General features: G+C 70.0%; 20 protein-coding genes. 15 read left to right on the top strand and 5 right to left on the bottom strand.

Annotation, left to right across the window (positions count from 1 at the left end):
* The first annotated feature begins 24 nt into the window (after positions 1-24).
* Positions 25-321 carry a hypothetical protein gene (locus tag VGI12_05700; protein ID HEY2432151.1) on the top strand — a complete coding sequence of 99 codons (297 nt, stop codon included), beginning with the start codon at positions 25-27 and terminating at the stop codon, positions 319-321.
* Here the strand turns inward: VGI12_05700 and gatA are convergent.
* Both gatA and gatC read right to left on the bottom strand, forming a co-directional pair.
* Complete coding sequence (gene gatA, locus VGI12_05695; protein HEY2432150.1) at positions 290-1735, bottom strand: Asp-tRNA(Asn)/Glu-tRNA(Gln) amidotransferase subunit GatA; 1446 nt, start codon at positions 1733-1735, stop codon at positions 290-292. The genes VGI12_05700 and gatA overlap by 32 nt on opposite strands.
* Entirely contained in the window at positions 1732-2028 is a 297-nt protein-coding gene (gene gatC, locus VGI12_05690; protein ID HEY2432149.1) for an Asp-tRNA(Asn)/Glu-tRNA(Gln) amidotransferase subunit GatC, read from the bottom strand. The genes gatA and gatC overlap by 4 nt, the downstream gene beginning before the upstream one ends.
* On the opposite strand from gatC, the gene amrB reads away from it, so the two are divergent.
* Entirely contained in the window at positions 2027-2893 is an 867-nt protein-coding gene (gene amrB / locus VGI12_05685) for an AmmeMemoRadiSam system protein B (GenBank protein ID HEY2432148.1), read from the top strand. The genes gatC and amrB overlap by 2 nt on opposite strands.
* Positions 2883-3440 carry an AmmeMemoRadiSam system protein A gene (gene amrA / locus VGI12_05680; GenBank protein ID HEY2432147.1) on the top strand — a complete coding sequence of 186 codons (558 nt, stop codon included), beginning with the start codon at positions 2883-2885 and terminating at the stop codon, positions 3438-3440. The genes amrB and amrA overlap by 11 nt, the downstream gene beginning before the upstream one ends.
* A 92-nt stretch (positions 3441-3532) precedes the next feature.
* Here amrA and VGI12_05675 read toward each other — a convergent pair whose 3' ends face one another.
* Positions 3533-4450 (bottom strand): deoxyribonuclease IV, encoded by a 918-nt coding sequence (locus tag VGI12_05675; protein ID HEY2432146.1) that lies wholly within the window; start codon positions 4448-4450, stop codon positions 3533-3535.
* 23 nt (positions 4451-4473) lie between these two features.
* Here VGI12_05675 and VGI12_05670 point away from each other — a divergent pair, with 23 nt between their 5' ends.
* The gene (locus VGI12_05670) at positions 4474-5361 is read left to right on the top strand and encodes a zinc dependent phospholipase C family protein (protein HEY2432145.1); all 888 of its coding nucleotides are present in this window, start codon (positions 4474-4476) and stop codon (positions 5359-5361) included.
* Here VGI12_05670 and VGI12_05665 read toward each other — a convergent pair.
* Positions 5351-5785, bottom strand: a complete 435-nt coding sequence (locus VGI12_05665; GenBank protein HEY2432144.1) for an MgtC/SapB family protein — start codon at positions 5783-5785, stop codon at positions 5351-5353. The genes VGI12_05670 and VGI12_05665 overlap by 11 nt on opposite strands.
* A 103-nt stretch (positions 5786-5888) precedes the next feature.
* On the opposite strand from VGI12_05665, the gene VGI12_05660 reads away from it, so the two are divergent.
* From VGI12_05660 to VGI12_05625, 8 genes are all read left to right on the top strand, one after another.
* Positions 5889-6554: a hypothetical protein gene (locus VGI12_05660; GenBank protein HEY2432143.1), complete on the top strand. Its 666-nt coding sequence runs from the start codon at positions 5889-5891 to the stop codon at positions 6552-6554.
* Between the two features lie 90 nt (positions 6555-6644).
* Positions 6645-7667 carry a UDP-3-O-(3-hydroxymyristoyl)glucosamine N-acyltransferase gene (gene lpxD, locus VGI12_05655; protein ID HEY2432142.1) on the top strand — a complete coding sequence of 341 codons (1023 nt, stop codon included), beginning with the start codon at positions 6645-6647 and terminating at the stop codon, positions 7665-7667.
* 9 nt (positions 7668-7676) lie between these two features.
* Positions 7677-9011, top strand: coding sequence for a pitrilysin family protein (locus tag VGI12_05650; GenBank protein HEY2432141.1), 1335 nt, complete (start codon positions 7677-7679; stop codon positions 9009-9011).
* Complete coding sequence (locus VGI12_05645; protein HEY2432140.1) at positions 9011-11221, top strand: pitrilysin family protein; 2211 nt, start codon at positions 9011-9013, stop codon at positions 11219-11221. The genes VGI12_05650 and VGI12_05645 overlap by 1 nt, the downstream gene beginning before the upstream one ends.
* A 9-nt stretch (positions 11222-11230) precedes the next feature.
* On the top strand, positions 11231-12385 hold the full coding sequence (gene lpxB / locus VGI12_05640) for a lipid-A-disaccharide synthase (GenBank protein ID HEY2432139.1): 1155 nt from the start codon (positions 11231-11233) through the stop codon (positions 12383-12385).
* Between the two features lie 10 nt (positions 12386-12395).
* The gene (locus tag VGI12_05635) at positions 12396-12941 is read left to right on the top strand and encodes a hypothetical protein (protein ID HEY2432138.1); all 546 of its coding nucleotides are present in this window, start codon (positions 12396-12398) and stop codon (positions 12939-12941) included.
* Positions 12938-13927, top strand: coding sequence for a carboxypeptidase-like regulatory domain-containing protein (locus VGI12_05630; GenBank protein HEY2432137.1), 990 nt, complete (start codon positions 12938-12940; stop codon positions 13925-13927). Before VGI12_05635 ends, VGI12_05630 begins: the two co-directional genes overlap by 4 nt.
* Positions 13924-14559, top strand: coding sequence for an outer membrane beta-barrel protein (locus VGI12_05625; GenBank protein ID HEY2432136.1), 636 nt, complete (start codon positions 13924-13926; stop codon positions 14557-14559). Before VGI12_05630 ends, VGI12_05625 begins: the two co-directional genes overlap by 4 nt.
* 38 nt (positions 14560-14597) lie before the next feature.
* Here VGI12_05625 and VGI12_05620 read toward each other — a convergent pair whose 3' ends face one another.
* Positions 14598-15500 (bottom strand): metallophosphoesterase, encoded by a 903-nt coding sequence (locus VGI12_05620; GenBank protein HEY2432135.1) that lies wholly within the window; start codon positions 15498-15500, stop codon positions 14598-14600.
* Positions 15501-15560: 60 nt separating this feature from the next.
* Here VGI12_05620 and VGI12_05615 point away from each other — a divergent pair, with 60 nt between their 5' ends.
* The 3 genes from VGI12_05615 to VGI12_05605 all read left to right on the top strand — a co-directional run.
* Positions 15561-16307: an ATP-binding cassette domain-containing protein gene (locus tag VGI12_05615; GenBank protein ID HEY2432134.1), complete on the top strand. Its 747-nt coding sequence runs from the start codon at positions 15561-15563 to the stop codon at positions 16305-16307.
* A complete protein-coding gene (locus VGI12_05610; GenBank protein HEY2432133.1) occupies positions 16304-17845 on the top strand; it encodes an ABC transporter permease/substrate-binding protein in 1542 nt (513 codons plus the stop codon). The genes VGI12_05615 and VGI12_05610 overlap by 4 nt, the downstream gene beginning before the upstream one ends.
* A 114-nt stretch (positions 17846-17959) precedes the next feature.
* On the top strand, positions 17960-18781 hold an 822-nt coding region (locus tag VGI12_05605), incomplete at its 3' end, for an aconitase family protein (protein HEY2432132.1).

Below are 18781 nucleotides of genomic sequence, written 5' to 3'. Positions count from 1 at the left end.
ATCCGGCAGAGAGAGGGGTGACTGATGGCGTTCGTGGCTGGGTTCTTTGCCATTGCGTTTGCCGCGATGGTGGTCGGGGCGATGACAGTCGCGCTGCTGTTCAAGGTCGTCATCCGGCTGATCCTGTTGCCGCTGCTGCTGCTCAAGTGGATCGTCGCAGGCCTGGTGATGGCGGTGGTCGCGCCGGTGCTCCTGGTTGTCGGCGTCGCGCTGGCGCTGGCGTTTGGGCTGGTGATCGCGGTGCCGCTGCTGCCGCTGGCGGTCGTCGGGCTGCTGATCGCGCTGCTGGTCAAATCGACGCGGCGGCCGGTCGCGCTATAGGACTCCGCCGTTCGAGGGCCGCGGCCGCGCGCAGCAGCGTAGCCTCGTCGAACCGCCGGCCCGTCAGCTGCAGCCCAACCGGCAGCTGTTCTTCGGTCACCCCGCAGGGAATGCTGATCGCCGGCAGTCCCGCCAGATTGGCTGCCACGGTGAAGACGTCCGCCAGATACATCTGCAGCGGATCGTCCGTCCGCGCGCCCAGCGGGAACGCGGCGGTCGGGCTCGTCGGCATGGCCACGGTATCGACCTCCGCAAACGCCTGATCGTAGTCGTGCCTGATGAGGGCCCGGACCTGTTGCGCCTTGACGTAGTACGCGTCGTAGTAGCCGGCGCTCAGCACGAACGTGCCGATCATGATGCGGCGCTTGGCCTCGGCGCCAAACAGCGCGCGCGTGCGGTAGTAGGTGTCGTGCAGCGTGGCCGCGTCGGCGCGCGCGCCGTAGCGCACGCCGTCGTAGCGCGCCAGATTCGAGCTGGCCTCGGCGTTGGCGACGAGATAGTAGACCGGGATCGCCAGCGACGCGTGGGGGAGCGAGACGTCGGTGAGTACCGCCCCAGCCTCGCGCAGGCTGTCGAGCGCCGCGTCGAACGCACGCTGCACACCCGGCTCGACGCCGACGCGCAGCAGCTCGCGCGGGACGCCGACGCGCACACCGCGGAGATCGCCGTCGAGCCCCGCCGCGGGATCGGGCGCCGGCGCGTCGACGCTGGTCGCATCGCGGGCGTCAGCGCCGGCGATCGCCGCGAATGCCAGCGCCAGATCCTCGGCCGACGCCGCCATCGGCCCGATCTGATCGAGCGACGAAGCAAACGCGATCAGGCCGTAGCGCGACACGCGGCCGTAGGTCGGCTTCAGTCCGAAGACGCCGCACAGCGCCGCCGGCTGGCGGATCGAGCCGCCGGTATCGGATCCGAGCGCCAGCGGCGCCATCCCGGCGGCCACCGCGACCGCCGAGCCCCCGCTCGATCCGCCCGGCGTACGATCGACGCCCCAGGGGTTACGCGTCGGCCCGAACGCCGAGTGTTCGGTCGACGAACCCATCGCGAACTCGTCGCAGTTGGTCTTGCCGATAATCACCGCGCCGGCGCGCTCGAGCCGCTCCACCACGGTCGCGGAATACGGCGGGACGTAGTCTTCGAGCAGCCGCGAGGCGGCGGTTGTCGGCACGCCGGCGGTGCAGATGTTGTCCTTGATCGCGACAGGGACGCCCAGGAGCGGCGCGGTCACGTCGGGGTGCCGATCGAGCTCGGCGGCGCGCGCCAGCGCGCGGTCGGCGCAGACGTGCAGGAAGGCGTGCAGCGGAGGATCGGTGCGGGTGATCTGGTCCAGCGTGGCGCGGCAGACCTCGACCGCGCTGACCTGGCGCGCCGCCACGGCGGCGCGGATCGCGGCGGCCCGCTTGGGCAGACTCATGAGCCGAGCACCCGTGGTACCGTAAACAGACCGGCGCTTCGATCCGCGGCCGGCGCTTCGGCCAGTGCCGCGTCGCGATCGAGCGACGGCCGCGGCTCGTCGTCGCGCAAGCGGGCCGGCGCCGGCGCTGCCGGCTGCACCGCGGCGGCGGTGTCGGCCTGCTGCACCTGATCGGCGTAGGCGAGAATCGCCGTCAACTGCGCCGCGAACCGCGATCGCTCGTCGTCGGTCAGCTCGAGCCGCGCCAGCGCCGCGATGCGCTCGACGTCGGCGGGAGAAAGCACGGTTGCCATGGCCACTGATTCTATCCGTCCTGCCGCGGTCGCCGGTTCCTGGTATCCGGCGTCGGCGGGCGCGCTGGCCCGCGAGGTCGACACGTATCTGGCCGACGCCGCGTCGGTGGCCCTGCCGGTCGGGCGCGTCGACGCGGTGATCGCGCCTCACGCCGGCCTGCTGTTCTCAGGTCCCGTCGGCGCCTGCGCCTACCGCGCGGCCGCCGCCGGCGCGCCGTACGACGCCGCCGTGCTCGTCGGCCCGTCGCACTTCGTCGGATTCGAGGGCGTTGCCGTGTATCCGTCCGGGGCGTTCGCGACGCCGCTCGGCGCTGTCGAGATCGACCGCGTCCTGGCCACCGAGCTGATGGACGCGTCGCCGATGGTCCACGTCCGTCCCGAAGCGCACCGCCGCGAGCACTCGCTCGAAATGCAGCTGCCGTTCATGCGCCGTCTGCTGCCCGACGTGCCGATCGTGCCGCTGCTCATGGGCGATCAGACCACCGCGACGATTCGCGCGCTGGCTCAGGCGCTCGCCACGGCCGGAGCAGGGCGCCGCCTGCTGTTCGTCGCCAGCACCGATCTGTCCCATTATTTCGAGGCCGTCACGGCCGAACGGCTCGACGCGCAGGTGCGTGAGCGCGTCGCCGCCTTCGACGCCGAGGGGCTGCTGGCGCTGTTCGAGCGCGCGCCAGCGGCGGAGCGAGGCCGGTATGTGGCCTGCGGCGGCGGTCCGACGATTGCGGTGATGCTGGGGGCGCAGGCGCGCGGCGCCCACCATGGCCGCGTGCTGCGCTACATGCATTCCGGCGAAATCTCCGGCGACACCAGCGGGGTGGTCGGCTATCTCGCGGCCGCGCTGGGGACATTCACCAATGCTGACTGACGCGCAGAAGCGCACGCTGGTCACCATCGCGCGCGGGGCCGTCAGGGGAGCGGCCGGCGCGGCGCCGGCCACGATCGACGTCGACGGCGGCTTGCCCGCCGCCAGCGGCGGATTTCCCGCCGCCAGCGGCGCGTTCGTCACGATCACGCGCGGCGGGCAACTGCGCGGCTGCATCGGCACGCTGCAGTGCCTCCGGGCGCTGCCCGAGGAGGTGCGCCGCGTCGCCGTCGGCGCCGCACGGGAGGATCCGCGCTTTCCGCCGCTGACCGCGGCGGAGCTCGACGATCTCGAGATCGAAGTCTCGATCCTCGGCCCGCTCGAATCGATCGACCCGATCGATCCGGCGGCGTTCGAGATCGGCCGCCACGGGCTGGTGGCCGAGCAGGGTTCGCGGCGCGGTCTGCTGCTGCCGCAGGTGGCGACCGAGCAGCGCTGGGACCGCGAGACGTTCCTGTCGCAGACGTGCGTGAAAGCCGGCCTGCCTCACGACGCGTGGCGAGGCGGCGCTCGCGTCTTTCGGTTCGACGCCGAAGTCTTCCGCGACTGACCCCTGTTCACCAACCAGGTTCCAGCAGGAGCGTCCAGCTCTTCGAGCGTGTGCGCCCGGGTGCAGGCTGGAAGCGCGGCCGACCGACGAGGTCAGCGGCGAGGTGTCGAACGTGGACGTGACGTGCACCGTGGTGACGTGATCAACCCGCGCAGCACGTCGAGGTTGACCCGGTCGAGCGGGTCGACGTCGCTTGCCCGCCGGCTCTCCGGCGTCTCGAGCTTCGGCGTTTCGAGCAGCATCGGCAGCCGCGTGAAGCGGGGGTCGTTGACCAGGCGGCGGAACGGCTCGAGTCCGAGGCAGCCCTTGCCGATGTGATCGTGGCGATCGACGCGGCTGGCGCACGGCTTCTTCGAGTCGTTCAGGTGGAACGCCTTGAGCCGTGTGAACCCGACGATCTGCCCGAACTGTCGAAACGTCTCGGCATAGCCCTCAGCCGTGCCGATGTCGTAGCCGGCCGCGAGCAGGTGACAGGTGTCGAGGCAGACGCCGACGCGCGGCGTCGCGCCGAGGCGAGCGAGGATCTCGGCCAGGTGCTCGAACCGGTGGCCGAGATTCGTCCCCTGGCCGGCGGTCTGTTCGAGGAGGATGCGGGTCCGTCCCTCGGGCCGCTGCTCGAGCAGCGCCGCCAGCCCGCTGGCGATCAGGCGCAATCCACCGCGCTCGGTGCCCGTCGTGTACGAGCCCGGGTGCATCACGAGTCCGTCGAGCCCGAGCGTTTCGGCGCGGTCGAGCTCCTCGACCAGCGCCGCGAGCGATCGCGCGCGCAGCCGGCGGTCGGCGGCCGCGAGATTGATCAGATAGCTGTTGTGGGCCAGGACCGGACGGATGCCGGTCTCGCGCACGCGCCGGCGGAACCGCGCGATCTCCGCGGCGGGCAGGGTGCGCGCGCGCCACTGGCCGGCCGATTTCGTGAAGATCTGGAGCGCCTCACAGCCGCTCGCCTCGGCGCGGTCGACCGCGCGCCAGAGTCCGCCGGCGATCGACAAGTGGGCACCGAGACGAGGCACGGCCCATAGGATATCCTTCCGTGATGCGCACGCTGGTCGTCGCCGCGTTGACGGCGCTCGCTCTGTCGCTGCCGGCGGCCCCGCGTCTGCAGGCGTGGGGCTTCACCGGGCACAAGTTCATCGCCGACCGCGCGGTCGATCTGCTGCCGGCCGAGCTGCGGCCGTTCTTCGAGAAATACCGCGTCTCGTTCGTCGAACACGCCATCGATCCCGACACCTACCGGACGCTCGGCTGGACGGAGGAGGACTCGCGGCACTTCGTCGACATGGACAGCTACGGCCCGTTTCCCTTCCGCGACCTGCCGCACGACTACAACGCCGCGGTGGCGGCGCGCGGGGCCGAGTTCGTGAAGAAGAACGGCGTGCTGCCATGGCGCACACAGGACATCTTCGACAAGCTGCGCGACAGCTTCCGCCAGCTGCCGACCTCACCCTATGCGCGGGACAACATCAAGCTGTTCTCGTCGGTCATCGCGCACTACGCGGCCGACGCCTGCCAGCCGTTCCACGCCGCTGCCAACTACGACGGACAGCTGACGGGCCAGACCGGGATTCACTCCCGCTTCGAGAGCGAGCTGTTCGATCGTTATCAGTCGAAGCTGAAGCTGGCGCCTGGATCGATCGTGGCCGTGCCGAACGTCCGTGACTTCATCTTCGCGACGCTGGCCGACAGCTTCAGCGACGTGCAGCCGGTCCTCGATGCCGATCGCGCCGCCGCGCAAGGACGGGTGAGCTACGACGAGGGCTACTTCGACGCGCTGGTTGCGCGCATCCAGCCGATCCTGGAAGCGCGCGTGTCGACCGCGATCACCGACGTGGCGTCGCTCATCACCCAGGCGTGGATCGACGCCGGGCGTCCGCCGGTTCCCGTCGACGCCCCACCGCGCCAGCCGCGGCCGATCAGGCGGTAGGTCCGGCTCCGTTCTTCGGTTCGAGCGCCCGCTCCAGCGGCCCGAGGATCAGCAGGATGGCGAGCGTCACCCCCGTGCCCAGGACCGCCAGGCGAATCTGCCCCGCGCCGCAGGCGCAGCCGAGCGCCGCGTTCACCCAGATCATCGCCGCCGTCGTCATGCCCTGCACGCGCTCGCTGTTGTGCAGGATGGCGCCGGCGCCGAGGAATCCGATGCCGGTGACGACCTGTCCGGGGATCCGCGTCGGATCGCCGCCGCCGGCCAGCAGACCGACCAGCGTGAAGACACAGGAGCCGAGCGCGATCAGGCTGTTGGTGCGGAAGCCGGCGCTCTTGTGGTGCCGCTCGCGCTCGAGGCCGAGGAGCGCGCCGACCCCGGTGGCCAGCACCAGGCGGATGACGATCTGCGCGTCAGTCAGCGCCACGGCGGCGAGTGTAACCTATTGGCCGATGAACATGACGGCAGCGGACGTCCGGCGGCGATCCGGATCTGGCCCGGCGCCCTCACCGGTTCGGTAGCGGATGGACGTGTTCCTCGTACCGGTAGGACCCGATCGGTACGAACTGTACTGCGAGGAGCCCGACGCTGCCGCCGCCGCCCCACGATCGGGGATGCTCGGCCGCGTCAACGTCCGCTTTCGCCAGACACTGGCGGAGGCCGAGCGCGAGCGGCACAGGATCGTCGACCCGTCAGATGCGCGTCCGCCGCTCGGGACACGCGTCAAGCGGCGTTTGCTGCGCTGGATCGCGGAATCGATTGCCGAGCAGCGCCTGCTCTGGCAGTTGCGCGGACGTGCTGAGGCGACGCTCGTTCACCCCCACGATCTGACCGCCGCGCAGGCGCTGCAGCTGCTGCGGCGATCACTGCACCGCGACTGGGACCGCCATCGCTTCTGGATGTTCGTGGACCTGCTCGGCGGCGTCGGCTCGGTGTTCCTGATTCTGCTGCCGGGACCGAACGTCATCGGCTACTACTTCCTTTTCCGGATCATCGGCCACTTCCTGTCGCTGCGCGGCGCGCGCCAGGGCCTGGTCAAGGTGACGTGGGCGGCCACAGCGAGCGAGGCGCTGACGACGCTGCGCGGCGTCGTGGGCGAGGCCCCCGGGAGCCGCGAGGCGGTGGTGCGGGAGGTGGCGGCGGCGCTGGGCCTGGAACATCTCGTCAGCTTCTTTCAGCGCGCGGCGATTCACTAGCGGGCCGTTGCCGGTTAGTGGTTGCCGGCTTCCAGCTGTCGCTCCGGCTACCCGCGCCCGGCACTCCGCGACCCGCTATACTCGCTGCTGTTGAAGCTCGAGGAGATTGCCCGGCGGCTCGAGTGCCGTCTCGAAGGCGACGGCGCGATCGAGATCGCCCGGGTGGCCGGCATCGGAGACGCCGGCCCCGGCGATCTGACGTTCTTCGCCAATCCGAAGTACGCCGCCGAGCTTCGCGCGACCAAGGCGTCGGCCGTGATCCTCGGTGACCGCGCCGCCGCGGCCCCCTGCGCGATGCTGCGCGCCGTCGATCCGTATCTGGCGTTCGCCCGCGCGATGGAGCTGTTCGCCCCCCGCCTCGAGACTGCGGCCGGCGTGCACCGGATGGCCGACGTGGCGACGGACGCGTCGATCGACCCGACCGCGTCGATCGCGGCGTTCGCCAGCATCGGCGTGGGCGCCAGCGTCGGAGCGCGCACGGTGATCTACCCGCACGTGACGATCGGCGCCGGCGCCGTGGTGGGCGATGACTGCGTCGTCCACTCGCGCGTGTCAATCCGTGAGCGGGTCGTCGTCGGCAGCCGGGTGGTCGTCCAGGATGGCGCGGTGATCGGCAGCGACGGCTTCGGGTTCGCGCGGCGGCCCGACGGCACGCACCACAAGATTCCTCAGGTTGGCGGCGTCGTGATCGAGGACGATGTCGAGATCGGCGCCAACACGGCGATCGATCGCCCGGCGGTCGGCGAGACGCGGATCGGCGCCGGGACCAAGATCGACAACCTCGTGCAGGTGGCGCATGGCGTGACGATCGGACGCGACGTGCTGCTGGCCGCGCAGGTCGGCATTGCCGGGAGCACCACGATCGAGGACCGCGTGACGCTGGCCGGGCAGGTTGGCGTCGCGGGACACTTGACGATCGGAGCCGGCGTCATTGCGACCGCCCAGACCGGTATTCCCAACTCGATCGACGCGGGCGCGTTCGTCTCCGGCTACCCGGCGATCGACAACCGCGACTGGCTGAAGGCGTCGGCCGTCTTCCGGACGCTCCCCGCGCTGCGCAAGGCGGTGGCGGCGCTGCGGGCGCGCCTGGACGACCTCGAAAACCGGCGATAATCGGGTGTCATGCGCGCCTTGACGCGTTCGGCGCTCGTGGCGGCGCTGCTGCTGGCCACTCCCCTCACCTACGCCGCGGTCCGGCCGGTCAGGCTCGACTACACCGCCGCGACGCTGCCCAACGGCATGCAGCTGGTGTTCCTCGAGGACCACTCGACACCGATCGTGCACCTGCAGATGTGGTATCACGTCGGCTCGAAGAACGAACGTCCGGGCCGCACCGGCTTCGCGCACTTCTTCGAGCACATGATGTTCAAGGGTTCCCGGAACGTCGAGCCGGAAGGGCATCCCTCGTACGTGTCGAGCGTCGGCGGCCAGAGCAACGCGTATACGAACGAAGACGCGACGGTGTTCTGGGAGACCGTTCCCTCGCAGTACCTGCCGCTGGTGCTCTGGCTCGAAGCCGATCGGCTCGGCTCGCTGCGCATCGACGAGAAGGCCTTCAGGAACGAACGCGAGGTGGTCAAGGAAGAGCGGCGGATGCGGATCGAGAACCAGCCGTACGGGCGGCTGCAGGAGATCATCGCCGACCAGACCTTCCAGGTGCATCCCTACAAGCACCCGGTCATCGGCAGCATGAAGGACCTCGACGCGGCGTCGGTCGAGGACGTGCGGCAGTTCTTCGCGACCTACTACGTGCCGGGCAATTGCACGGCGGTGCTGGTCGGCGACTTCGATTCGAAACAGGCGCTCGCACTGGCAACGCAGTTTCTCGGGCGGGTGCCGAAGTCCGAGGCGCCGGTACCGCGCGACATTCCCAGGGAGCCGCCGCAGACGCGGGAGAAGCGAGTCACCCTGCAGGCTGACTGGCCGCTTCCGGCCGTGGTCGTCGCCTACCACATCACCTCTGACGGCCATCCCGACTCCTACCCGCTGCACCTGGCCTCGAAGGTGCTCTCCGACGGCGAGAGCTCGCGCATCTACCGCTCGCTGGTCTACGAGAAGGAGATTGCGCTCGCGGCCTTCGGCGGCGGCAACATCATCGAGGATCCGAATCTGTTCTATGCGGTGGCGATCGTCCAGCCCGGGCACACGACCGACGAGGCGGCCGCTGCCTTGATCGCCGAGCTGGATCGGCTCCGCGGCGAGCCGATCACCGCCGCCGAATTGCAGCAGGCGAAGAACCAGTTCACGCGCGACTATATCGTCGGGCGCGAGACCGATCAGAACAAGGCGGAGGTGCTCGGGCACGCCGCCGTCATCCACGGGGATCTCAAGACGGCCGACGCCGAGTTCGACATCTTTCAGAGCCTCACGGTCGCCGACGTCCAACGCGTCGCGAAGACCTACTTCACCCCGGAGAATCGCACCGTGCTGACGATCCTTCCCCGAGGAGGCCAATGATGATCGCCTCTCTTTCCTGGCGCGCCGCCCCGGCCCTGCTGCGGGCGCTGGCGCTCGGGACCGCGCTCGTCGCGTCGACCGCAGGGGTCTGCGCACAAGGGCGGAACTGGCCGGTTGACAAGCCGCCTAGTCCCCTCGAGGAGCACGAGGTCAAGTTCCCCTCCTACGCACTGCAGAGCCTCGCCAATGGCCTGCAGGTGGTGGCGGTCTCGCATCACGAGCAGCCGGCCGTCACCCTCCGGCTGATCGTCCGCGCCGGCGCGGCGCAGGATCCCGACGGCAAGCCTGGCGTCGCGGACCTGGCCGCCGCGCTCCTCGATCAGGGGACCGCCACCAGGTCGGCCGAGCAGATCGCCGATGGCATCGACTCGATCGGCGGCGCGCTCAGCACCGGCGCCGGACTCGATCTGAGCTACATCAACGTCGTCGTGCTGAAGGACAGCTTCGACGTGGCGCTGAACCTCGTCGCCGACCTCGCCCAGCATCCCGCGTTTGCGCCCGAGGAGATCGAGCGGCAGCGGCAGCAGGCGCTCTCGGGGATGCGGGTCAGTTACGACGACCCGGAGTTTCTGGCCAACGCCGTGTTCGATCGGCTCGTCTTCGGCGCGCATCCCTACGGCCGCCCGCAAGGGGGCACACCCGAGACGCTCGTGGCGGTGACCCGCGCCGATCTGATCGCGTTCCATCGCCGCTGGTTCGGCGCCAACAACGCGATCCTGGCGATCGTCGGCGACGTCACACCCGACGAGGCGTTCGCCGGTGCCGGGCGGGCGTTCGGCTCGTGGGTCCGCGCGGCCGCGGACGCGCCGAGGCCGGCCGATCCGCCGACGCCGGCGCGACGGCTCGTCATCGTCGACAAGCCTGGCGCCGTGCAGACCGAGATCCGGGTCGGCAACCTCGCCATTCCGCGCCGGAACGACGACTACATGGCGCTCGACCTGGCTGCGAAAGTGCTCGGCGGCGAGGGGGCGAACCGGCTGCACCGCGTGCTGCGCTCGGAGCGCGGCCTGACCTACGGCGCGTCGGCCGACTTCAACGCGCTCAAGCAATCCGGCGACATCGTCGCCCGCACCAACACGCGCTCGGAGACGACCGGCGAAACGCTGCGGCTGATGGTCGACGAAGTCTGGAAGCTGATTCTCCACCGGGTTGGCACGCGCGAGCTGCAGGGCGCCCAGCAATACCTGACCGGCTCGTTTCCGCTGACCATCGAGACACCCAGCCAGATCGCGCTGCAGATCCTGAACGGGCTCTTCTACGGACTGAACATGAACGAGCTGCAGACCTACCGCGAGCGGGTCAGCGCGGTATCGGTCGAAGACGTGTTGCGCGTGGCCAGGAACTACCTCCATCCCGATCAGTTGACGATCGTCCTGGTCGGTGACGCGTCCGCGTTCGTGCGGCAGCTGCCGGGAGCAGGGTTCGACCGCTACGAGATCATCCCGGCGGCGCAGCTCGATCTCGCCGCGCCGGACCTGCGTCGCCCTCGCAGCGCGAGCCGTGGCTATCAGCCCGCCGTGTACTTTCAGGAGAGCAAGGCCGGTAAACAGGAAGCGCGCCCGCCAAACTCGGCAAAGGCGCTCCTCGACAAGGCCATCGCCGCGAAGGGGGGCCTCGCCAAGCTGCAAAGCATCAAGACGGTACGATCGGAGGGAACGATGATCGTCACCGACCTGAACGGCCCGGTGCCGTTCAAGGTCGTCGCCAACATCGAGTACCCGGAGCGGTTCCGGGTCGACGCCGACATGCCCGGCGGCAAGATCGCCCAGGTCTACTCGGCCGGACGCTACTGGATCATCGAGCCCGACGGCAAAGCGAGCGAAATGCCGGAAGAGGGACGGCCGGCGATCAAGGCGAGCGTGCAGCGCGACACGATCGCGGTGCTGGTGAAGGCGGCCGCGGGGAAGCTGGTGGTGCGCGAGGTCGACTCCGACGAGCCCGTGCTCGCAGCCATCGAGGTGTCGGGACCCGATCTGGCTCCCGTGACGTTCTTCGTCAACCGCGTCAACGGCTTGATCGACCGCAGCCGCTACGGCGGGCCCGATGGGACGATCGAAGAGCGGTATGCCGACTATCGCGACGTCGACGGCATTCAGATTCCCTTCCATACCGTGGTCCGGCGCGCCGGTCTGACGAGCATCGAGCGCGACGTGCGGACCATCAAGTTCAACGTCCCGCTCGCGCCGGGCATTTTCGAGAAACCGGGCTAGACCCGCCCTTTGCAGCCCCTTCGCGTGATGCTCTCGTGCGGCGAGCCATCCGGCGATCTGTACGCCGGCGCGCTCGCCTCCGAGATCCTGAAGCTGGAGCCCGGCGCGGTGGTGAGCGGGTTCGGCGGCGCGCGCATGGAGGCGGGCGGCGCCACCCTGGTTCGCGATTTCCGCGGGTTGTCGGTGACCGGCCTCACCGAGGCGCTGCGTGTCATCCCGAGGTCTCTGGAGACGTATCGCAGCCTCGTCCGCGCCGCCGAGCGTGATCGGCCCGACGTTTTCGTGCCGATCGACTACGTCGACTTCAACGCCTTCCTCGCCCGCGCGATGCACCGGCGCGGGATTCCGGTCGTCTACTACATCAGCCCGCAGATCTGGGCGTGGCGTCCCGGACGCATCAGGATGGTGAAGCGCGTCGCCGAGCAGATGCTCGTCATCTTCCCGTTCGAAGCCGAGTTCTATGAGAAGGCAGGCGTGCCGGTGCGCTTCGTCGGCCACCCGCTGCTCGAGCTGACGCCGCCGGCCGCGCCGCGCGAGCGCTTCCTGCGCGCGCACGGATTCGATCCTGCCAGGCCGGTCGTCGCGCTGCTCCCGGGCAGCCGCGCCAACGAGCTGCGCGGAATCCTGCCCGATCTGGTCCGCGCCGCCGGGTTGATCGCGGCGCGCCTGCCGGACGCGCAGTTTCTTGTCGCGCGCGCTCCGCACCTGCACGACACGCTCCTGGCACCGCTGGCGCACTGGCCTGAGGCGGCGAAGCCGCCGGTCGTACTCGAGGGTGCCACCGACGACATCCTCGCGTCGGCGGACGTGGCGCTGCTCGCGTCGGGGACCGTCACCGTGCAGGCGGCGCTTCACACGTGCCCGATGGTGGTGGTCTACCGGGTTAGCGCGCTGACGTATCGCCTCGGCAAGCCGCTCGTCCAGGTCGACACCTACGCGATGGCGAACCTCGTGGCCGGCCGCCGCGTCGTTCCGGAGCTGATCCAGGACGACTTCACGCCGGAGGCGACGGCCGCGCACGCGCTCGCCGTGCTCACCGATCCCGACGCGGCCGCGCGCGTGCGGGCCGACCTGACAGAGGTTCGCGACCGGCTGGGCACCGCCGGGGCCAGCCGGCGCGCGGCGGAAGCCATCCTCGAAGTGGCGCGGCGCGGGACGCGATAGACTGCCGCCGATGGTGCGTCGTCTGTGTCTTGCCGCGCTGCTGCTCGCGTTGCCGATCACGGGCGGCGCGACCGTGCTGCTGCCGATCGAACTCCGTGAACTGGTCAGCGTGTCGACCGCGATCGTCCACGGTCGCGTCGTGGACGTGCACGCCGACTGGGCCGACGGCCGCCGCGCGGTCGAAACACGCGTGACGGTCGATGCGGTCGAATACATGAAAGGCAGCCTGGGCGGCACCATCACCGTCCAGGTGCCGGGCGGACAGATCGGCCGCTACCGGACGATCTTCGTCGGCGCGCCGGAGTTCCATCAGGGCGACGAGGTGGTGCTGTTCCTGCGCCGCTACAATGGCGCGCTGTCGGTCGTCGGCGTCAGCCAGGGCGCGTTTCGCGTCTCCGCCGACGCCAGACGGATCGTCAGTTCGGCTGTCGTGGTGGCCGTGCCGGGCGCCGCGCCAGAGCCGGTGATCCGCGGCGACGTTGCCCGCCGGCCGCTGGCGATCGACGCGTTCCGCGATCTGGTCGGGCGGATCGTCGCCGAGGGCACCGGCCGGTGAGCCGCGTCTGGAAGGCGGCCGTCCTCGCCGCGATCCTGGCAATGCCGGCGGCGCTCGAGGCCTACCTCAAGCTCGGAATCATGGCCGGGTCGACGCTGATTTCGCTGCACTGGTCCGGTTTTCCGGTCCGCTATTTCGTCACCAACCGCGACATCGACGGCGTGTCGGCGCCGCAGCTGCAACAGGCGGTCTCGCACGCGCTCGCCTCGTGGGCGGCGGTGAGCGACGTGAACGTCTCGTCACAATTCGTCGGCTTCACGCAGACGGCGCCGCTGTCGGGCGACGGCATGACGGTGATCGGCTTTCAGGACCGTCCGGATCAGGATCGCGTTCTCGGATCGACCTCGTTCACCGTCGACGCGGTCAGCGGCGAGCTGATCGAGGCCGACATCTTCCTGAACTCGATCTTTCCGTGGTCGGCCTCCGACAGTGGCGAGGCCGGCCGGCAGGACGTCGAGTCGATCGCGCTGCACGAGCTCGGACACCTGCTCGGCCTCGGCCACTCGGCGCTGGGCGAGACGGAACTCGCCGCCGGCGGCCGCCGCGTCATCGCGACCGGGGCGGTGATGTTTCCGATCGCGTTTTCGGCCGGCGGTCTCAATCGCACGCTGCACGCCGACGACGTGGCCGGCCTGTCCGACATCTACGGCAACGATCACCATCGCGCCTCGACGGGCAGCATCACGGGGCGCGTGACCAAGAATGGCGCCGGCGTGCTCGGCGCGCACGTCGTCGCCTTCAACCCGTCGACCGGAAAGTTGATCGGGGGGTTCACGCTCGCCGCCGACGGCTCCTTCACCATCGCCGGCCTCGATCCGGGCCTGCACATCGTCCGGGCGGAACCGCTCGATGACGCCGACGTGTCGAGCTTCATGGATCCAGGGGGTGTGGACATTGATTTCATTCCGGCGATCTACGGCCGGCTGGTCGCCGTGCCGCGCGGCGGCACCGCGCCATCCATCGAGGTGAAGGTGACGTCCAAGTGATCGTCAGGTCGGGGATCGCGGCGCTGTTGTGTTTGTGCGTCGCGGCCCCGGTGCTGGCGCAGTCGCGGATCGAGTTCGGGTTCGGCGTGTCGTGGAGCGGCGGGTTCGACGCCGGAGGGGCCGACGCGCAGCTGACCCGCAACCCCGCGACCGGATCCAGCCCGCTCACGCTGTTTTCGACAACTTCGCGCGTCGAGGCGGCGCTGGCGATGACCGCGAGCGCCGGCCTGTATCTGACCAGACATTTCGAGATCGAAGCGACGGCCGACTATTCGCGGCCGGTGCTGACGACGGCGATTTCGGGGGACTTCGAGCAGGCGACGGGCGACACGGCCGAGTCCCGATCGAAGTTGCTCGTCGCCGGCGGATCGGTGCTGTATCACTTCGGCGCCGCACGGCTCACACCGTTCGTGTTCGGCGGCGCCGGATGGTTGCGGCAGCTCGACGAGGACAACGCGATACTGGTAACCGGCGGAGAGCTGCACGGCGGTGCCGGCGTGAAGTATCGGCTGAATCGACATTTTGCGCTGCGCGGCGATGGCGGCGTCTCGGCGCGCGAGAAGAGCCTGTCGTTCGACGAGAGCCGTCGTATTCAGCCGCGTGCGTCGGGCGGCATTCTGTATCGCTGGTAGCGCCGCGCCGGACCTGACGGTCGGGAACGATGCCGCGTTTACGCGGTGCGCTCGAGACGCATGCGGACGTCGGCTCCCCGTACCTCGTACCAGCCGATCGAATTGCCCGCCCATCCGGCTCCGCTCTGACCCTGGAGGCCGACCGCGATCCCCTCGTGCCAGTCGAGGCGGGCGCGGTGCACGTGGCCGCAGAGCACGAGGCGAACGCCGGCAGCGCGCGCCGCAGCCCACAGCTTCCGCCGATCACGTTCGGGAATCTCCATCACGACCTCGACGCGGCGTCCCCAACGGAATGACGGCACCGCGAGCGGATAGTGGTGCAGGACGAGCACCGAGGGCTTGTCGGGCGGCAGCCCGTGTCTCAGCCACGCCAGCTGACTGTCGCGTACGCAGCCGGCGCTGAGCCGGGTCTGCACGCGGCCGTCCCTGATCCGGATCGGCGTCCACGGCAGGGGGATCGTGTCGATGGCGGCCAGGCTGAACGCGCCGAGATCCTTTGCGAACGGCGCCTGGTGCGCCACGCCGGACGCACGGCGTGCGATGGCCTCGTAGAACCGGCGGCGGCGCGCCGCGACGACCGGCGGCAGGTCCCAGGCGCGCAGCACCAGGCGCGGCAGGTCGCGGCGGCTGCGGGGATGGCCGCCGCTCGACTGCAGGTCGTGATTGCCGTGGATGATCGTCACGCGCGACGGGTCGAGCAGCGAACGGGCCGCAAGCGCATCGAGCGCGCTCGCCAGCAGCCGTGGATTCCATCGGTCGAGGAGGTCGCCAGACAGCACGAGGTGATCGGGAGCGGCGGCGACGACGCGGTCGAGCTGCCGCCCGAAGGCGCGGAGGTCGGCGGCGTCCCGGAGATGCGAGTCGGAGAGATGCGCGATGAGCACCTGAGTAGGTTCGACGCCGAGTCCGGCCGGAACGTTCCCGCACGGCTGCCGCGGCATCGGCGGTCCTCCGCTCCCGGGCGGTATCAATGTTCGTGTCCCTGCGATACAGTCGCGTCCGTGAGCCCGGCCATTGCGCTCCGCGACGTTCATGTGACGCGCGCCGGGGCGGGAGCAGTGTTGCGCGGCGCCTCGCTCGAGGTGGCGGCGGGCGAGACCGTCGCCCTCGTCGGCCGCAGCGGCTCCGGCAAGAGCACGCTGCTCAAGACGATCAACGGTCTGATTCGACCCGATCGCGGCGAAGTGCTCGTCGAGGGGCGGCCGACCCGCGACTGGAACGCGTTCGAGCTGCGTCGCCGCGTCGGCTACGTGCTGCAGGAGGTCGGCCTGTTTCCACACATGAGCGTGGGCGAGAACGTCGCAATCGTGCCCTCGCTGCTCGGGTGGGATGCGCCGCGCATGGCAGCCCGAGTTGCCGAGATGCTGGAGCTCGTCGGACTGGCAGGGTATGCGGCGCGCCCGTCGCGCGAACTCTCGGGTGGGCAGCGGCAGCGGGTCGGCGTTGCGCGGGCCCTGGCTGGCAAGCCGGCGATTCTGTTGATGGACGAGCCGTTCGGCGCGCTCGACCCCGTGACCCGCAGCGAGCTGCACCGCGAGTTCCGCCGCATCCAATCGCAGCTGGGCACCACGGTCGTCCTCGTGACACACGACATGGCCGAGGCGTTTGCGCTGGCGGCGCGGGTCGGCGTCCTCGCCGACGGCGTGATCGCCCAGCTCGACACGCCGAAGGCGCTGCTGGGCAGCACCGACGCGCGGGTTCGCCCGCTGCTCGAGCCGCTGCTCGAAACCCGGTCGCTGCTGTCGTGAGCGTCGTCCGCTTCCTGGTCGCGCACCGCGCCGAGTTCGCGCACCTTTTCCTGCAGCACGTGATGCTGGTCGGCGCTTCCACCCTGGCGGCGGTCGTGCTCGGCGTGCCGCTGGGCGTGCTCGCGGCGAGGCGGCCGCGCCTCGGCGCCCCGATCGTCTGGATGGCTAACATCGTCCAGACGATCCCGAGCCTGGCGATGTTCGGCTTCCTGCTGCCGCTGCCGTTCATCGGCGGGCTGGGGGCGCGGGTGGCCATCGTCGTGCTGATCCTGTATGCGCTCCTCCCGGTCGTGCGTACGACCTTGTCGGGAATCCGCGGCGTCGATCCGGCGCTCGTCGAGGCCGGAACGGCCCTGGGGATGACGCCGCGACAGCTCCTGTGGCGGGTGCAGCTGCCGCTGGCGACGTCGTCGATCGTCGCCGGCGTCCGCGTCGCCGCGGTGATTGGCGTCGGCACGGCGACGATCGCCGCAGCGGTCGGGGCGGGCGGCCTGGGCGAATACATCTTCCGCGGCCTGTCGATGGTCGATCCCACGGTGATCCTGGCGGGAGCGATTCCCGCCGCCGCGCTGGCATTGTCCGTCGACGGGGGCCTGCTGCTCGTCGAGCGTGCGCTCGGCGGCCGGCGCCGGATTGGCAGGCGCGCGGCGGCGGCGCTCGCTCTCGTCGTTCTCGTCGCGCTCGGCGCGGCCGCCGCCGTGGCGGCGCGGCCCGCAGCGGAACGGCGGATCCGCGTCGGCTCGAAGAATTTCACCGAGCAGATCGTGCTCGGCGAGGTTCTGGCGCAGCAGCTCGAAGCCGCGGGCTTCGCGGTGGACCGGCGCCTCAATCTCGGCGGCACGTTCATCTGCGATCGCGCGGTCCGCGCCGGCGATATCGATGTCTACGTCGAGTACACGGGCACCGCCGACGCCGCGGTCTTCAAGCAGCAGACCGACACCGATCCGGCGCGGGTGCTCGAACGGGTGCGCCGTCTGTACGCCGGGGCCGGGCTGACCGTGCTGCCGCCGCTCGGCTTCGGCAACACGTTCGCGATTCTCGTCCGCGGAGAAGACGCGCGCCGACAGCAGCTGCGGACCATCGGCGATGCCGCCAGGATGGCGCCGCGCTGGCACGCCGGGTTTGGATACGAGTTCCTGCAGCGGGCCGACGGGTATCCGGGACTGTCGCGAGCCTACGGTCTGGCATTTGCGGCGCCGCCGCGTGCGATGGACCTGTCGCTCATCTACCGCGCGCTCGCATCAGGGCAGATCGACCTGACAGCCGGCGATGCGACGAGCGGACTCATCGCCGGCTACGATCTCGTCATGCTCGACGACGACCGGCGCTATTTCCCGCCGTACGACGCAGTGCCGGTCGCGCGCGCCGCGACCCTCCTCGCGTATCCGGGGGCGCGCGCCGCGCTCGAGGCGCTCGCCGGCCGCATCTCCGTCGACGACGTCCGCCGCATGAATCAGGCTGTCGACACCGGCCACGAAGAACCCGCTGAGGTGGCGCGCGCGCTGCTCGCGAGACTTCGCCGAAAAGGGGTCGCTTGAATACCACCGTCCGAGTGGGGGATGATCGGAGGATGTCGACCGGGCGCGCGGACCGCATGATCCGGCCGGCGCGCGCAGCGAGGCGGCGGCCCGCCGAGCGGAGATGATGAGATGATGGCTTCGCAGAATTCCTTCCAGACCCGGGGCAGCCTGACCGCCGCCGGCCGCCGATTCGGTTACTACAGCCTGCCCGCGCTCGAAAAAGCCGGTTTCCCTGGGCTGGCGCGGCTGCCCTACTCGCTGAAGATCCTGCTCGAGAACCTGCTGCGCCGCGAAGACAACCGCTTCGTCGACGCCGACGATATCCAGACCCTCGCCCGCTGGGACGTGACGTCGAGAATCGCGAGGGAAATCGCCTTCATGCCGGCGCGGGTGCTGCTGCAGGACTTTACCGGCGTGCCGGCCGTCGTCGACCTGGCCGCGATGCGCGACGGCGTCGTGCGCCTGGGCGGCGATCCGAAGAAGGTGAACCCGCTCCAGCCCGTCGAGCTCGTCATCGATCACTCGGTGCAGGTCGACCATTTCGCAGAGCGGAACGCCTTCGAGCTGAACGCCGAGCTGGAGTTCTCGCGCAACCGCGAGCGTTACGTGTTCCTGCGTTGGGGACAGACGGCATTCGACAATTTCAAGGTCGTGCCGCCCGACACCGGCATCGTCCACCAGGTCAACCTCGAGTACCTGGCGCGCGTGGTCGTGTCCAATGAAACCGCCGCCGGCACCGAGGCCTATCCCGACACGCTCGTCGGCACCGACTCGCATACGACGATGGTCAACGGGCTTGGCGTGCTCGGCTGGGGCGTCGGCGGGATCGAGGCCGAAGCGGCGATGCTCGGCCAGCCGATGTCGATGCTGATTCCGCAGGTCATCGGCTTCAAGCTGACCGGCGAGCTTCACGAAGGAGCGACCGCGACGGACCTCGTGCTGACCGTAACCGAG

The organism is Vicinamibacterales bacterium (genome assembly GCA_036496585.1).
Classification (GTDB): domain Bacteria; phylum Acidobacteriota; class Vicinamibacteria; order Vicinamibacterales; family 2-12-FULL-66-21; genus JAICSD01.
Note: the sequence above shows the minus strand (reverse complement) of the source record. Positions and strands in the feature narration are given on the sequence as shown.

Coding starts and splice junctions, on each gene's coding strand:
- VGI12_05650 (HEY2432141.1), top strand. CDS start 7,677: ATGCGCGCCTTGACGCGTTCGGCGCTCGTGGCGGCGCTGCTGCTGGCC.
- VGI12_05635 (HEY2432138.1), top strand. CDS start 12,396: ATGGTGCGTCGTCTGTGTCTTGCCGCGCTGCTGCTCGCGTTGCCGATC.
- gatA (HEY2432150.1), bottom strand. CDS start 1,735: ATGAGTCTGCCCAAGCGGGCCGCCGCGATCCGCGCCGCCGTGGCGGCG.
- gatC (HEY2432149.1), bottom strand. CDS start 2,028: ATGGCAACCGTGCTTTCTCCCGCCGACGTCGAGCGCATCGCGGCGCTG.
- VGI12_05670 (HEY2432145.1), top strand. CDS start 4,474: ATGCGCACGCTGGTCGTCGCCGCGTTGACGGCGCTCGCTCTGTCGCTG.
- VGI12_05700 (HEY2432151.1), top strand. CDS start 25: ATGGCGTTCGTGGCTGGGTTCTTTGCCATTGCGTTTGCCGCGATGGTG.
- VGI12_05620 (HEY2432135.1), bottom strand. CDS start 15,500: ATGCCGCGGCAGCCGTGCGGGAACGTTCCGGCCGGACTCGGCGTCGAA.
- amrA (HEY2432147.1), top strand. CDS start 2,883: ATGCTGACTGACGCGCAGAAGCGCACGCTGGTCACCATCGCGCGCGGG.
- amrB (HEY2432148.1), top strand. CDS start 2,027: ATGGCCACTGATTCTATCCGTCCTGCCGCGGTCGCCGGTTCCTGGTAT.
- VGI12_05645 (HEY2432140.1), top strand. CDS start 9,011: ATGATCGCCTCTCTTTCCTGGCGCGCCGCCCCGGCCCTGCTGCGGGCG.